This is a genomic window from Flavobacterium sp. XN-5 (genome assembly GCF_008033395.2).
GTDB lineage: Bacteria > Bacteroidota > Bacteroidia > Flavobacteriales > Flavobacteriaceae > Flavobacterium > Flavobacterium hiemivividum.
In genome coordinates, this window is record NZ_VOGZ02000007.1 from 196,846 (window position 1) to 213,190 (window position 16,345).

The 16,345-nt window shown below is 35.6% G+C and carries 9 protein-coding genes; 1 reads left to right on the forward strand and 8 read right to left on the reverse strand.

What is annotated here, in order from left to right; translation table 11 throughout:
- Positions 1–49: 49 nt before the first annotated feature.
- The 4 genes from FQU23_RS12905 to FQU23_RS12920 form a co-directional block, all read right to left on the reverse strand.
- On the reverse strand, positions 50–406 hold the full coding sequence (locus FQU23_RS12905; protein ID WP_147674183.1) for a hypothetical protein: 357 nt from the start codon (positions 404–406) through the stop codon (positions 50–52).
- A 111-nt stretch (positions 407–517) separates the two neighbouring features.
- Positions 518–1,696 (reverse strand): AIR synthase related protein, encoded by a 1,179-nt coding sequence (locus FQU23_RS12910; RefSeq protein WP_147674184.1) that lies wholly within the window; start codon positions 1,694–1,696, stop codon positions 518–520.
- A 77-nt stretch (positions 1,697–1,773) separates the two neighbouring features.
- Positions 1,774–2,565, reverse strand: a complete 792-nt coding sequence (locus FQU23_RS12915) for an OmpA family protein (protein WP_147674185.1) — start codon at positions 2,563–2,565, stop codon at positions 1,774–1,776.
- A 341-nt stretch (positions 2,566–2,906) separates the two neighbouring features.
- Positions 2,907–5,096 (reverse strand): glutamine synthetase III, encoded by a 2,190-nt coding sequence (locus tag FQU23_RS12920; protein WP_147674186.1) that lies wholly within the window; start codon positions 5,094–5,096, stop codon positions 2,907–2,909.
- Positions 5,097–5,388: 292 nt separating this feature from the next.
- Here FQU23_RS12920 and FQU23_RS12925 point away from each other — a divergent pair, with 292 nt between their 5' ends.
- A complete protein-coding gene (locus tag FQU23_RS12925; protein ID WP_147674187.1) occupies positions 5,389–6,348 on the forward strand; it encodes a TerC family protein in 960 nt (319 codons plus the stop codon).
- A gap of 79 nt (positions 6,349–6,427) precedes the next feature.
- Here the strand turns inward: FQU23_RS12925 and FQU23_RS12930 are convergent, their stop codons facing one another.
- The 4 genes from FQU23_RS12930 to FQU23_RS12945 all read right to left on the reverse strand — a co-directional run.
- Entirely contained in the window at positions 6,428–6,955 is a 528-nt protein-coding gene (locus FQU23_RS12930; RefSeq protein ID WP_147674188.1) for a hypothetical protein, read from the reverse strand.
- 196 nt (positions 6,956–7,151) lie between these two features.
- Positions 7,152–7,649, reverse strand: coding sequence for a hypothetical protein (locus tag FQU23_RS12935; RefSeq protein WP_147674189.1), 498 nt, complete (start codon positions 7,647–7,649; stop codon positions 7,152–7,154).
- A 485-nt stretch (positions 7,650–8,134) separates the two neighbouring features.
- A complete protein-coding gene (locus FQU23_RS12940; RefSeq protein WP_147674190.1) occupies positions 8,135–13,165 on the reverse strand; it encodes a T9SS type A sorting domain-containing protein in 5,031 nt (1,676 codons plus the stop codon).
- 1,196 nt (positions 13,166–14,361) lie between these two features.
- A partial coding sequence (locus FQU23_RS12945) for a T9SS type A sorting domain-containing protein (protein WP_147674191.1) occupies positions 14,362–16,345 on the reverse strand: 1,984 nt, incomplete at its 5' end.

A 16,345-nucleotide genomic window follows, 5' to 3' on the forward strand; every position in this document is an offset into this window, starting at 1 on the left:
AATTTGCTTAATGCCTTATTACTTTTTAAATACTATTTTGTACAAAAATCTATTCGCTCATTTCATCGTAGCGCATCGGTACTTGCGGATCATACAATGGACATTTAAATTCTTCCATTATATTCACTAGCTGATCCATTGTTTTCCCTTCGGTACCATAACAATCAATCATAATACTTTGTGGAGTTGTTAGTACTTGAAAAGCTCCTGGACCGCTATTGTTTTTCCAACTATTGTCATCTACCTTTTCCCACTTTGAAAATACAGAAGCTATTCTATTCAAAATGACCTGAATAGGCAGTTCTTCTAGTCCTTCAATAGTTGTTTCGTCGTCGAGTGCTTCATACACTTCTTGATGGTTTAAGTAAACCTCCTCTAAATATTTCCAAAAAATTAATTCGTACATATCATTGTGTTTTTAGCCCCGATTGCAGTGTAAATCCTTTATATTTTTTCTTTAAAAATATAAAGATTGCAACGAAAAGCGGGATTAGCTCCTAAAAAATAGTGGCTTAAATTAATATTCGAAAGTTCCGTATTCGCTGGTGATTGTCAATTTTTTAGTGTCGGCTGCTTCTACCCTTCCTACGATTTGTGCATCGACATGGAACGATTTTGAAATAGCGATAATATCTTGGGCAACTGCTTCAGGAACATATAATTCCATTCGGTGACCACAGTTAAAAACTTGGTACATTTCTTTCCAATCCGTTTTAGATTGTTCTTGTATCAACTTAAATAAAGGAGGAACTGGGAATAAATTATCTTTTATAATGTGCAGGTTTTCTACAAAATGCAGAATTTTTGTCTGTGCTCCTCCACTGCAATGTACCATACCATGAATCGATTCAGCATCATATTGATCTAAAATTTTCTTGATAATAGGCGCATAAGTTCTCGTAGGTGAAAGTACTAATTGGCCAGCGTCGATAGGAGAATTCTCTACTGCATCAGTCAATTTTACCTGTCCTGAATAGATTAAATCTTCGGGAACTGCCGCATCGTAACTTTCTGGATATTTGGTAGCCAAATATTTCCCGAATACATCATGACGTGCTGATGTTAAGCCGTTGCTACCCATTCCGCCATTATAGCTTTTTTCGTAAGTAGCCTGACCAAAAGAAGCCAAACCTACAATCACATCACCTGCTTTAATATTAGCATTATCAATGACTTTAGAACGTTTCATTCGAGCTGTAACGGTAGAATCTACGATTATTGTACGAACGATATCACCAACATCAGCAGTTTCTCCGCCCGTAGAGTGAATAGTCACTCCAAAAGAATCCAATTCCTTAATTAATTCTTCTGTTCCGTTAATAATAGCCGAAATTACATCAGCGGTTATCAAGTTTTTGTTTCTACCAATTGTTGAAGAAAGTAAAATATTATCTGTTGCACCCACGCATAATAAATCATCAATATTCATGATTAAAGCATCTTGGGCAATTCCTTTCCATACTGATATATCGCCTGTTTCTTTCCAGTACATATAAGCCAAAGAGGATTTTGTCCCTGCTCCATCAGCATGCATGATCAAGCAATATTCTTCATCTTGGGTAAGATAATCAGGTACAATTTTACAAAATGCTTGAGGAAACAATCCTTTGTCAATATTTTTTATTGCATTATGAACGTCTTCTTTGCCTGCTGAAACTCCGCGTAGTGCATATCGTTTGCTAGTATCTGAACTCATGTAGTAATTTTTGTTGTGTGTGGCAAAGATACTAATTACATTTAGGATTTCAGAATTAGGGTTTAGGATTTATTTTACTATTTTTTGAGAATCTTAATTTCTACTCTCCTATTGGCAATTCTTTCTTTCTCATTTCTTTCTGGTACTAAATAAATTGGTTTGCTACTGCCAAAACCAATGTGTGAAAGTCGTTCTTTTTCGATTCCGTTTTTGATTAAAATATCATAAATTTTTTTGGCGCGTGCAGCAGAAATTATATCAATCGCTTCCTTCGGTTGACAGCAAATATGACCTTGAATTTCGATTGTCAGATTTTTATTTTTTATTAATAAAGCAAGTAAATCAAATAACGCAGGCCTCGATTCAGGTAGTAATATGTCACTGGAGTCAAAAAAGTTTATATTCTCTAATTTTAAAAGGTCACCTGGTTTGGAGTCATCTACTATTTTTTCAATAATAGTCTTCTTTGAATCTTCTTTTATGGTTGTTAGCGGTTTTACAGTTTTAAAAAAGATTTCAACTTTTCGGTTTTCACTTTGTGTTTTGGAATGTAAAAAGTCTTCCCCATAACTAACTAATTCTAATTTTTCATTAATCAGAACTTGATTCGAATTCAAAAGAGAAAGCACATTATCAATCCTCCTTTTAGACAATTCCTTATTGTATAAGTTACTATCAACACTATCACAAAATCCATGAATTTTTACGACTTCTTTGTCTTTTCCATTCTTCAACCACTTTTCGAATTCCTTACTCGATTTTTCATTAATAACTTCTTTACTAAAATCAAAATATAATTCTAGCTTTTCTTGTGCTGATAAAGCCATTATATTAACGAACAACAACAGTAAAAAGGACTTTATTTTCATATGGAAAATTTAATCGTTATTCATAAACTAACGTACGAGAAAACGAAATCGTATAATAAACCTGAAAAAGTTCGTAAAACCTGATGGGTAAAAAAAATCTTTAATACTAGTTACAAACATTCTAACTTAAATACCTAATTATAATTGACCTTTCTTTCCATAAAAATGCCCCAGAAAAGCGCCTAACTTGTTGGGCAATTTACTATGACAACTTTGTTTAGCTTGGGTGTTAACTTTAAGAAAGCGTTTAATGCAAATCCTGCAATTTCATACGAGTTAAAGAAACGAAAAATGCCCATCCGATTCGGATAGGCATTTTTAGTTATAAGATTGGATGCTTACTATTTTGTAAACAACAATTCTCTGTATTTAGTTAAAGTCCATAATTCATTGTCAACTAGTAACTCCAGTTTATCGCAATGCTCGCGAATAATCTCAAAATATGGTTTTACTTTATCACAATATGCCTCAGCCATTTCCTGACCGTCAGTCAATACATTTGCTTTCTTTCTTTCGTTAGTCATCTTCACTACATTAGAATTGATTCCTTCTATATGCTTAGAAATGTCTTTGATCAAAATAATTTGTTCTTTAGCGATTTTTTCGAAATCAGCTCCAAAGATATTTTTCAAGCCACTTACATTTTCAATCAAGGTATTTTGGTAGCGAATAGCAGTTGGAATTACGTGATTTGTTGCAATATCACCTAAAACTCTACCTTCAATTTGAATTTTCTTAGTGTACTCTTCTAATTCTATTTCGTAACGAGCTTCTACCTCAACATGGTTCATGATACCTAGACCAGCGAACAAATCTAAGGCTTGTTGGGATGCTCTAGCTTTCAAAGCCAGTGGAGTCGTTTTAAAGTTACTTAAACCTCTTTTTTTAGCTTCAATTTCCCAAGCTTCACTATAACCATCTCCTTCAAAAAGGATTCTTTTAGAATGCTTGATGTATTCTCTCAACACATTGAAAATCGCATCGTCTTTCTTCATGTCTTTGGATTCAATCAGAGCATCAACCTCTTTCTTGAAATCTTGCAATTGTTTTCCAACAATAGCATTCAATGTCGTCATTGAATTGGAACAGTTAGAATTTGAACCTACTGCTCTAAACTCAAATTTATTTCCTGTAAAGGCAAATGGTGAAGTTCTGTTTCTATCTGTATTGTCTAAAAGAACGTCTGGAATTTTACCTACAACGTTTAATTTCAAATCTGTTTTTTCTTCTGGAGATAATTTACCAGCTGTTACGCCTTCTAATTCATCTAAAACTTTTGTCAATTGCTCACCAATAAATACAGAGATAATTGCCGGTGGCGCTTCATTTGCTCCTAATCTATGGTCATTTCCTGCAGTTGCAATAGCTCCTCTTAATAAAGATTCATTATCGTGTACTGCTTTGATCGTATTGATAAAGAAAGTCAAAAACTGTAAATTGCTCATTGGTGTTTTACTTGGACTCAACAAGTTTACACCTGTATCTGTCGCTAGCGACCAGTTATTATGTTTCCCAGAACCATTTACTCCTTTGAAAGGTTTTTCATGGAACAACACTTTAAAATCATGACGTTCCGCTACTTTTTGCATTACATCCATCAACAAACAGTTGTGATCTACAGCAAGATTTGTTTCTTCGAAAATAGGTGCTAATTCAAATTGATTTGGCGCAACTTCATTATGACGCGTTTTTACTGGTATTCCAAGTAACATACATTCCTGCTCAAGATCTCTCATGTAAGTAAGTGCACGTGTAGGAATTGAACCAAAATAATGGTCATCTAATTGTTGCCCTTTGGCAGAAGTATGCCCTAACAATGTTCTTCCTGTCATCATAAGGTCAGGACGAGAAAGTGCCAACGCACTATCGATCAAGAAATATTCTTGCTCCCATCCTAGGGTTGCAGTAACTTTCTTTACATTTTTATCGAAATATTTACAAACGTCTGTAGCTGCATCATCAATAACTTGTAATGCACGCAACAAAGGTGTTTTATAATCTAATGCTTCTCCTGTATAAGAGATAAAAACCGTTGGAATACATAAAGTACTTCCAAAAATAAATGCTGGAGACGTAGGATCCCAAGCTGTATATCCTCTTGCTTCAAAGGTATTTCTAATTCCTCCATTAGGGAAACTAGATGCATCTGGTTCTTGTTGTACTAATTGTGCTCCACCTAGCTTCTCTACAGGATCACTCCCATCATAAGAAGTTTCGAAGAAAGCATCATGCTTTTCAGCAGTTGTACCTGTAAGTGGTTGAAACCAGTGTGTATAATGAGTCACTCCTTTAGATAAGGCCCACTCTTTCATACCCATGGCAACATAATCAGCTAATTTTCTATCTATTTTTGTTCCATGCTGAACTGCACCTTGAACTCCTTTAAAAGCATCTGAAGTTAAATATTGCCTCATTGCTTTATCATTAAAGACATTTGATCCGAAAAGTTCCGATTTTCTACCAGATTCTTCAAATTTAATTGGCTTTCTTGTTGATGCTTCTCTCAAAGCTTGGAAACGTATTGTTGACATAATAATTACATTTAATTTATTGAACCCCTATAATTGAGGTGCAAATATAATTTAAATATCGCTTTCTTGAAATTTTACCTCTATTTATTTAGGGTAATGCCGTAATAATTATCACATTCTCAAAATACCCTTTTAATAATGAAGACCTATTAATTATTAGCCCTTCCATTTTCATATTACTAATCCAATTAAATAAAAACGCTTAAGTTCTATTTAAAACTCAACTTTAGACAAATAAATTTCGAAGTTCACAATCAAAAAGTATCTTTGTAATTCTAAAAAAACTCAATATATGATTGTCTGGATCTGTTTTATAACTGCAATTTTACTCTTTCTAGCGTTAGATTTGGGAGTATTTAATAAAACTCCACATATTATTAGTACTAAGGAGGCCAGTAAATGGACGGGGATATGGGTAACAATCTCCTTTCTTTTCTCGGGAGTAGTTTACTGGTTGTACAGCAATAATTATGTTGCAAACCCTGACGGTTTAAAACCTTTAGCTGCTTCAATAAAGTTTATTACTGGCTATTTAATAGAATTATCACTGAGTGTTGATAATATATTTGTTATTGCAGTCATCTTTTCTGCCTTCAAAATTCCTAAAAAATACCAGCATCGTGTTTTATTCTGGGGAATCATTGGAGCAATTGTATTCAGAGGTATTATGATATACTTTGGAGTATTGTTGATTCATAAATTCGCCTGGACCACTTATGTCTTTGGCGCTTTCTTATTCTATACCGCAGTCAAAATGCTATTCACCGACGATGAAAAAGAATTTGAACCAAAAAAATCCCTAGTTTATCGCGTATTAAAAAAAATAATTCCTGTATCGACTCATATAGATGGCGAACATTTTTTTGTTAAAAGAAAACACATCACGGCAGCCACTCCTTTATTTGTAGCTTTAATTGTGATTGAAGTTATGGATGTAATTTTTGCCTTAGACAGTGTACCTGCTATTTTAGCAATAACTAGCGACCCTTTTTTAGTTTTTAGCTCTAATATTTTTGCGATATTAGGTTTGAGATCGATGTATTTCTTTTTAGCAAATATGCTGGAGAAATTCAAATATTTAGAGTTTAGTCTTATTGCAATTCTAAGTTTTGTAGGTCTTAAAATGTTACTGCATGATTTTATCGAAATTCCAGAATGGGGCTCATTAGCATTTATTGCCTTTTCATTAATTGCAGGAATTGTGGTCTCCCTAAGAATGAGTAAAAAGGAAATGACAGAAGAAGAAAAATAAATTTTTCTCTAGTAATTTTTTATACAAGCATAAAAAAAGGAAATCTTTCGGATTTCCTTTTTTTATTATACTCACAATACTAAAAATTAATACTCTGAATTTGGCTTTCCTTTATATTCAAGGCGGCCACCACATCGGCATAGTTATTTTTGTTTATTGAAGTAGAAAAGCTACCTGGAACAATTACAATTCGAAAGGTCTGATTGTTGATATATTGTGGAGTTGTGATAATATCATAATTACCACCCGCATAAATAGTAAAATCTTCCCTACTAAAATCAAAATCATAATCCAGTTCTCTATCTGGGGAAGTTAAATAGAGAGTTCTAGGAATCAGCTGCCAAATAGGAGTAGTCGCATCAATACTACCGTTCATCCTGTATATTAAAACCACATCAGATGCCAGTATTTTAGGTGTTAAAGCACTAAAAATTGTGTAGCCTTTTGAAGCACTAAAAACAAAATTCACATTTTTAATTTCAAATACTTCGGCTACTAAACCATCCTGTCCGTCCAATCCGTCATATCCAGGAGGCCCTTGTGGCCCTTCACAACTTGAAATGAAAATCATTCCAATTACTGCTAATATTGCGCTAATTTTTTTCATAACTATATTTTTTAAATGGTTGTTTTTTTATTACAAATCTCTATGGCTCATTAATTATAACAAAGTTAATTATTAAATCAATTACATGATATCTAATCCAGCATTTATACTGAGAGTTACAATGAGCAATGCCTAACTTTCCTTTATAGATGTAAATAAGGAAACCTCACAGTTCCCTTTTTTACCTTTTCATTTATTAAAGATCAATTTTCTGAATTTGACTATCTTTTATATTTAAGGTAGTAATAACATCAGAATAACTTTTTTTGTTGATCGTCTTAGCATAATTTGCCGGTACAATCACAATTCGGATTACCTGATTGAGTCTAAAATTCGTAGACACGGACTGTAAATCATTTCCAATCATGTAAATATTTACATCGCGATTAGTATAATCAAATCGATACCCAAAATCCAATGTTCCATCATTAAAATAATAGGTTTCCGGTAATAACTGCCATACATCCCCTTGAGAATTAGATCCAGATAATCGATACGTTAGCACCACGTCTGAAGAATAAATTGGTGGATTAAGGGTTACAAACCTACTGAAATTATTATTCGAGTTAAATGAAGTGGTTACTTCGAAAACTTCGGTCGTAGGGACAGGCGCAATTTCAAAACTACCTGATGTTGTGCAACTTTGCAAAGTCAACAACCCTGCAATGGCTAAAAGTGTAATTATCTTTTTCATGTTTTTAATATTATGAGTTTCCTTTCTTTCCTATATTCACGAACTGTGCCAAAATTTATTTTATAATTATTATGCAACTGTAAATTATAGATAAAAAACTCAAACCATGCTGGCTAAATCTAGGCTGTACAACGGATTATCGACTTACAAAGTAGTTCTATTTTTTTTTTTTAGAAATTGGTAACTCACTGAAATATTTGATTTTCCAGATGAAAAATTTGTGGTCAAAAGCCATACGAATAAATCCTCTTTCATGAGACTGGAGGGCTGAAGTAAATTGACTAAATAAACTTCATAATCTAAACCGCTTGAAGATATTCATCCTCTGTGGGAATCCAGACTTTAGACGAAAAAGAGACAAATATTGTATTGACTGTGATACTATAAATTAAATTTCAGGAGGAACTACCCATTTCAAAACTGAACAAGACCAAAAAAGCATCCGCTTTAGACGGATGCTTTTAATTAAAAACTCGTTAAATTACTTATTTGGAAGACATTACTTTTTTAGTACTACTTCCTCTATCAGTAGCCAATTTCACAATGTAAACTTGTTCTTGACCTCTTTTTACATTAAGATTAAGTACAACTTCTTTGCCTAAATAACTATTGTTATCCAATTGAGAATGCACTTTACCACCACGAGCATCAAACACTTCAATTTTCACTTTAGAAACATAATCGAAATCATATGTGATGGTTAACTTATCTTGAAAAGGCACTGGATTAGCTGTAAAACCAGCTAGTTCTGTTGTTTTATCAGCTGTAATTTTAGCACTTATACCAGATAAGTCTCCTGTACAACGTTCAACATTATAACCCATAAATATTCTACAACCATCAAAAGCATTGTTGATAGCATCTACAACACTTGCTATTTGTGAAAGTGAAACACCTGTAGGTAATTCTGCTCCTCCTAAAGATTGATTAGCCAAAACAAATAATTTTTGAATTGTTGGATTAGGACCTAAGGCAGTAACAACAGCTCCATCAATGGAAGTATAATGGTAATCATTAGTCACACCTATAAAATTCCCTAATGCATCGTAATTACAAGTACGCGTTTTCGGAATATCTGAACCGCAACCACCTTCAGAATCAGCAGTCACCAACATACCTCCTTGCAATACAAAACCACCAAGAGCTCCATTTATTCCTATATTAAGACCTAAAGTCGTTGTTTGAGCCAGTAAAGTATTGTTTAGAGTTCCTTTTTTAGTCAAATAACTACTAGGTAACACATCAACGCTTACGATGTAACTACCAGTTAATGCGTAGCTGCCGCCACCGCCTCCAGGTAGAAGGTCTATTATGGCTTGTACACCAGCAACAGTATTTAGAAATTTTAAATTATTTGTTAAGGAACCTATTGTCATAGTACCTCCATAAGAAGCTAAAGCTTTTGCTATTAGTTCTTTTGTAGTGTATTTACTAAAAATACCTCCATCAGGAGCGCATGACATTCCTCCAAGATTCCCATAGTACCCTTGAGTATAAGCACATAGGGCTTTGGCACAAATTTGAACAGTTACTAAAGCTATATCAGTAGCAGTACATCCATTAGCTGGATTAGTAACCGTTAGTGTATAGGTACCAGCTGCATTTACTGTAGGTGTAGCTGTATTTGCTCCAGAAACAATGTTTCCACCATTACTTGCAACCCAAGCAAATGTTGCTCCTGTTGTTGTAGATGAACCAGATAGAATTGCAGTAGTACTACTACATAAAATCTGAGTATCTACTCCTGCATTTGCATTTGGCGCAGTACTGTTTAAAGTTACTAAGGCCACATCGGTAGCAGTACAACCATTAGCTGGATTAGTAACGGTTAAAGTATAGGTACCCGCTGCATTTACTGTTGGTGTAGCTGTAGTTGCTCCAGAAACTATGTTTCCGCCATTACTAGCAACCCAGAAGAATGTCGCACCTGCTGTTGTAGAAGACCCACTCAAGGCGATTGAAGAGATGGTACAAGTCAACACTTTATCAGCTCCTGCATTTGCATTAGGCGCAGTATTGTTTAAAGTTACTAAGGCCACATCAGTAGCAGTACATCCATTAGCTGGATTAGTAACGGTTAAGGTATACGTACCAGCTGCATTAACGGTTGGTGTAGCTGTCGTAGCTCCGGAAACTATGTTTCCACCATTACTAGCAATCCATAAGAATGTTGCATCTGCTGTGGAGGACGAACCACTCAAAGCAATTGAAGTGATTGTACAAGTCAAGACTTTATCGGCTCCTGCATTTGCATTTGGTGCAGTATTGTTTAAGGTTACTAAGGCCACATCAGTAGCAGTACATCCATTAGCTGGATTAGTAACGGTTAAGGTATACGTACCAGCTGCATTTACTGTTGGTGTAGCTGTCGTAGCTCCGGAAACGATAAATCCTCCATTGCTAGCAATCCAAGAGAATGTAGCTCCCGCTGTTGTAGACGAACCACTCAAGACAATTGAAGTAACAGTGCAAGTCAATACTTTATCCGCTCCTGCATTTGCATTTGGCGTATTAGCATCGAGAGTTATTACGGCCACATCAGTAGCAGTACATCCATTAGCTGGATTAGTAACGGTTAAGGTATACGTACCAGCTGCATTTACTGTTGGTGTCGCTGTTGTAGCTCCAGAAACGATGTTTCCACCATTGCTGGCAACCCAAGAGAAAGTAGCTCCCACTGTTGTGGAAGAACCGCTCAAGGCGATTGAAGAGATGGTACAAGTCAACACTTTATCAGCTCCTGCATTAGCATTAGGCGCAGTATTGTTTAAAGTTACTAAGGCCACATCAGTAGCAGTACATCCATTAGCTGGATTAGTAACAGTTAAGGTATAGGTGCCGGCTGCATTTACTGTTGGTGTAGCTGTTGTAGCTCCAGAAACAATGTTTCCGCCATTACTAGCTGCCCATGAGAAAGTAGCTCCCGCCGTTGTGGAAGAACCACTCAAGGCGATTGAAGTAATTGTACAAGTCAATACTTTATCAGCTCCTGCATTTGCATTAGGTGCAGTATTGTTTAAAGTTACTAAGGCTACATCAGTAGCAGTACATCCATTAGCTGGATTAGTAACGGTTAATGTATACGTACCAGCTGCATTAACGGTTGGTGTAGCTGTCGTAGCTCCGGAAACTATGTTTCCACCATTACTAGCAATCCATGAGAATGTTGCATCTGCTGTGGAGGACGAACCACTCAAAGCAATTGAAGTGATTGTACAAGTCAAGACTTTATCGGCTCCTGCATTTGCATTTGGTGCAGTATTGTTTAAGGTTACTAAGGCCACATCAGTAGCAGTACATCCATTAGCTGGATTAGTAACGGTTAAGGTATACGTACCGGCTGCATTTACGGTTGGTGTTGTTGAATTAGCTCCAGAAACGATAAATCCACCATTGCTAGCAATCCAAGAGAATGTTGCATCTGCTGTGGAGGACGAACCACTCAAAGCAATTGAAGTGATTGTACAAGTCAAGACTTTATCGGCTCCTGCATTTACGTTAGGCAATGAAGCATTGAGTGTCACTAAAGCTACATCAGTAGCAGTACATCCATTAGCTGGATTAGTAACCGTTAAAGTATATGTACCTGCAGCATTAACGGTTGGTGTAGCTGTTGTAGCTCCAGAAACAATGTTTCCGCCATTACTAGCTGCCCAAGAGAAAGTAGCTCCCGCCGTTGTGGAAGAACCACTCAAGGCGATTGAAGTAATTGTACAAGTCAATACTTTATCAGCTCCTGCATTTGCATTAGGCGCAGTATTATTTAACGTTACTAAAGCCACATCAGTAGCTATACATCCATTAGCTGGATCAGTAACAGTTAAAGTATATGTACCTGCAGCATTAACGGTTGGTGTAGCTGTTGTCCCTCCTGAAACGATATTTCCTCCATTGCTGGCAGCCCAAGAGAAAGTTGCTCCCGTTGTTGTGGAGGATCCGCTTAAGGCAATTGACGTTGTTGCGCAGGTCAATACTTTGTCGGGCCCTGCAGCTGCATTAGGCAGAGTATTATTTAAGGTTACCAAGGTAACATCAGTTCCTATACACAAAGGATTAGATGGAATAGAAACGCTTAAGGTATAGGTACCTGCAGCATTAACAGTTGGCGTAGCTGTGTTAGCTCCTGAAACGATGTTACCACCGTTACTGGCAACCCAGGAGTATGTCGCACCTGCTGTTGTAGAAGAACCGCTTAAAGCAAGTGAAGTTGTAGTACAAGTCAACACTTTGTCAGCTCCTGCATTAGCATTTGGAGTCAAATCCAAATTCAATTGAATGGGAGCGGAAGGGAAATCTTTCAATTCAGATTGACCTGAACTTCCTGAAGTCCGTGTTCTAATAAACACTGTGCTAAGTACAAAGCATGGATTATTATTTTGGCTTGCTAAGAATACTTGAGTAAGATTAATAGCACCTTCAGCAAATTGATTGGGCTCGTATATCCCAGGATTCACTCCAAAGACATCAAAAGGAACCGGGGTAAATGAGTCGTTATTGGTAATAAAGATTTGATCTGGAAAAGTAGTATTGGGAACAACAACATATTGGTAAACCCCACCTACTAATGACCATGTTTGAATCACAACGGTTGCATCACCACCTCCTTGTGTAAATTCAATAGTAACTAAAATATCACCAAGTGTACGGCCACCCGTTGAAGCGGGTGCTCCAGTGATAAATCCTCCACTACCACCAATGATTGGCGCCACATTACTTAAAGGATCAGGAGAACCATAAACAGCACCCGTAATTGTTAAGGGTGCCTGTAAAAACTCGAAATCAATATAACTGCTCCCGTTAGTCACCTGACGGTCACCCGCGAAAAGACACCACAAATCTGTAGAAGATCCTGCTACACCACCAGGAGTAACAAAGTTTATGCCGTCAATAGTTCTCCCTCCTGTTTTACCTGGATCACCATAACTAAAATGAGCTCCACAATTTTGGATTTCATTTTTGGGTGGTGAACTTCCTGCCCCCCATGTATAAGTGCCGGGATTATCATTTATTTTATTGGATGAAGTGAATGTGGTTGGATCATTTTGATAAGGATCCTTTAACTGATAAGTTACAGGAATTGACTGTGCACCTGTCAGACTGGGTTTGTAAAAAACTTCACCAGTAAGAGGATTAATCAAACCATGACCCGCAATAGTGGGATGAAGATTGTCAAATAAGTCTCCTGTATTAATATAAAGAGAGTTAGTAAAATCAGGCGTATGAGCAAAGGCATCACCATCTACTCCTGATCCTGATCGAGGGTACTGAACAGGAACAACACCTTGAATATTCTGTGCATTAGCCGTATATGCCGTTAATAGCATTACAAATACTATAAAAGGCATAGCAAGTGACCGGCGCCAAAAACTGGTCCACATACTTGCTAGGAACTCGATAACATTTCTCTCATTAGATTTCAAATTATCTAATTTAGAAATAGTATTTTTCATTAAAAGGTAACTTATTATTTTACCAGAAAAACCATCGAAATTTTTCGAAATTTTATTCTTTTTCATAATAATAGTAGTTTTATTCCATAAGTTATATTAAGTAGGATTTTTTAAAAATTTGGGAGAATAAGCGATAATCATCTTCAAAAAAAATTGAAGTTCGGGATCGAATAAAATAATGTACAAAGGCTGAATAGTTGATTTATATTTCAACTCTTAAACTAGTTTTTAGTTGGTAGCTTCTATTATAAATTAAAAGTAGGTTGTAACAATGTTTTCAGACTTGGGAAGAAAACTTGTAGTAAAACAAAATCTTCAAAATTGATGAAGAGATTTAGCTCTAAATTTATTCTTAACAGTAAGTAGGCATCCATTTTAGCTACTTAAAATTATGAAGTAAAGTAGTTAGTAATAGTAAAATGTTATCTCAAAGTTAGATATAAAACAGAAAAAAAAGGAGGAAAAAAGGCCTATACAAGACAACGAACGAGTAAAACCGACCAACAACACAATGGATAAAGAAACCCTTTACAAATAAAAAATTATAACATTAATTTACGTGTTAACTAGCTTGTATTCAGTTTATTAGTAAATAATTTACAACTTGCTCATTAATATATAAAAAAATTTAAAGTCTTATATTGCACCTGATTTTTTATCAAATAAAAGAATTTATCAAGATTATACAATCAATTTTACATCTGTAAAAAAGTAAATTTAAAATATCATAAAAAGCTATTTAATACTGTTAATAAATAGTGTAATTATTATTCATACATTTCTTATTTACCGCGTTTCTTTATAAAATTAATTCGAAAATTGTGTCAAGTCCACTTTGTTAAAAATAAAAAAGAATCCACAATAAAATTAACATTTGGCTTCTTCCGATGTATCCTTTTTTTTCAAATGAACTTTACTAAAAAGAGTGTTTGGAGAATATTTTAAAAAAAATTTCTTGTATTTTTATTTAGTCCTTCACGTATTAATTTTATGGCACTCATGTTAGCTATCTTGAACGCATTGGTATCTTGCCAATAACTGGTGCAGCTTATTCAGTATACTTTAAAACAGCATAATTCAAGTGGGCTGTAGTAAATATAAAATGGTTAAAATTGACTACAGACTAGTTCGCAAAATCAAAAAAAACTGTTTATACTACGCTAATAGTAGCTGTAGAAAGGCAATTGACTAATTCTAATTTGCTGGTATAAAAAAAGCATCCGCGAAAACGGATGCTTTTAAATTAAGATTAATAAATTACACTATTTTCCAGACATCACTTTTTTAGTAGTGTATCCTCTGTCTGTAGTTACTTTCACAATATAAACCTTTTCTTGCTCAATATTAGAGCTAGGTCTTATGGTAATTTCTTTGTTTAAGTAACTATTTGTGTCCAATTTGGTAAGTACCACTTTTCCTTGTGCATCAAACATTTCTATTTTTACATCAGAAATGTAATCAAAGTCATATTTGATTGTTAGCACATCTTTAAATGGAACTGGGTAGGCTGTAAAATTAGCTTTTACAGTTGTTGCAGCTGGTTTAGCTAGTGGATCACTAGGGTTACGTAAAGTAACCGTACCACTTGCAATACAGTTGTTTGCATCTTTTACCATCCAATTATAAACTCCAGCAGATAAATTGCCAAAGAAATTAGATGTTTGATACGTAGATCCACCATTAATGGAGTACATGAATGCACCTGTTCCGCCAGAGGCGTTCAATGTGATCGAACCGTCTCTTAAAGCTTCACAACATGAAGGATTTACTGCCGATACAGATACCGAAATTAATTTCGGATTCAATAAGTTGACAGTTCCTTGCATAATACATCCATTGGCATCTTTTACCATCCATTTGTATTCCCCTGCCATAAGTGCAGTAAATACATTAGATGATTGGTAATTCAATCCATTATCTGCAGAATACATCAATACCCCTGTTCCTCCTGTTGCTGTGATGGCAAATGAACCGTAGGCTCCTCCATTACATTTAGGATTTGTAGGTGTTGCCGATGCAACAATTAACGCAGGATTAATTAAATTAACCATACCTCTCGAAATACAACCATTGTTCTCTTTTACTGCCCATTTGTATTGACCTGCCACTAAAGTAGTAAACACATTAGACGATTGGTAAGTAGCTCCATCATTTATAGAGTACATAAAAGGAGAACTTCCTTCTGCAGCATTAATTGTAATCGAACCATCATTTCCTCCATGACATTTAGGATTAACGAGATTGGCAGTTACGATAACAGCTGGCGGAGCAGTCAGAATGAATGTACCTTTCAACAGACAATTATTAGCATCTTTCACTCTCCATTTGTATTCTCCTGCCGCTAGGCCATTAAATACGTTTGAAGCTTGATAAGTAACACCTTGATCTATAGAGTACATTAGGGTACCAGTACCTCCAGAAGCGATAATAGTAATCGATCCATCAGTTCCTCCATGACATTTAGGATTTACAAGAGTTGATGATGCTACTAATAATGGAGGATTGGTTAAAGTAACCGAACCTTTCAAAATACAATTATTAGCATCTTTTACCACCCATTTATATGTACCTGCAAGTAATCCGCTGAATACATTAGATGTTTGATAACTAGATCCATCATTGATGGAATACATCAGTGTTCCTGTACCTCCAGTTGCAGAAATTGTAATTGAACCATCTGGCTCATAACAACATTTTGGATTTACTGGCGTAACATTTGCCGCAATCATTGACGGAATGGTAATAATAACCGTACCGGATTTGATACAACCGTTAGCATCTTTTACTTTCCAAGAATAAGTTCCAGCGGTAAGTCCAGTGAATACTCCTGAAGCAACATAAGTAGCTCCATTATCACTTGAATACATCAGTGTGCCTGTTCCTCCAGATGCTGTAATGGTAAAGCCTGTATTGGCTATTCCGAAGCATGATGGATTATTGGCAACTGCTGCTGCAGTGATATCAGTCGGAATGGTAATAATAACCGTACCTGATTTGATACAACCGTTAGCATCTTTTACTTTCCAAGAATAAGTTCCAGCGGTAAGTCCAGTGAATACTCCTGAAGCAACATAAGTAGCTCCATTATCACTTGAATACACCAGTGTGCCTGTTCCTCCAGATGCTGTGATGGTAAAGCCTGTATTGGCTACACCGAAGCATGATGGATTATGGGCAACTGCTGCTGCAGCGATTGCTGTTGGTTGTGTGATAGTAACTGTGCCTTTCAACACGCAATTATTAGCA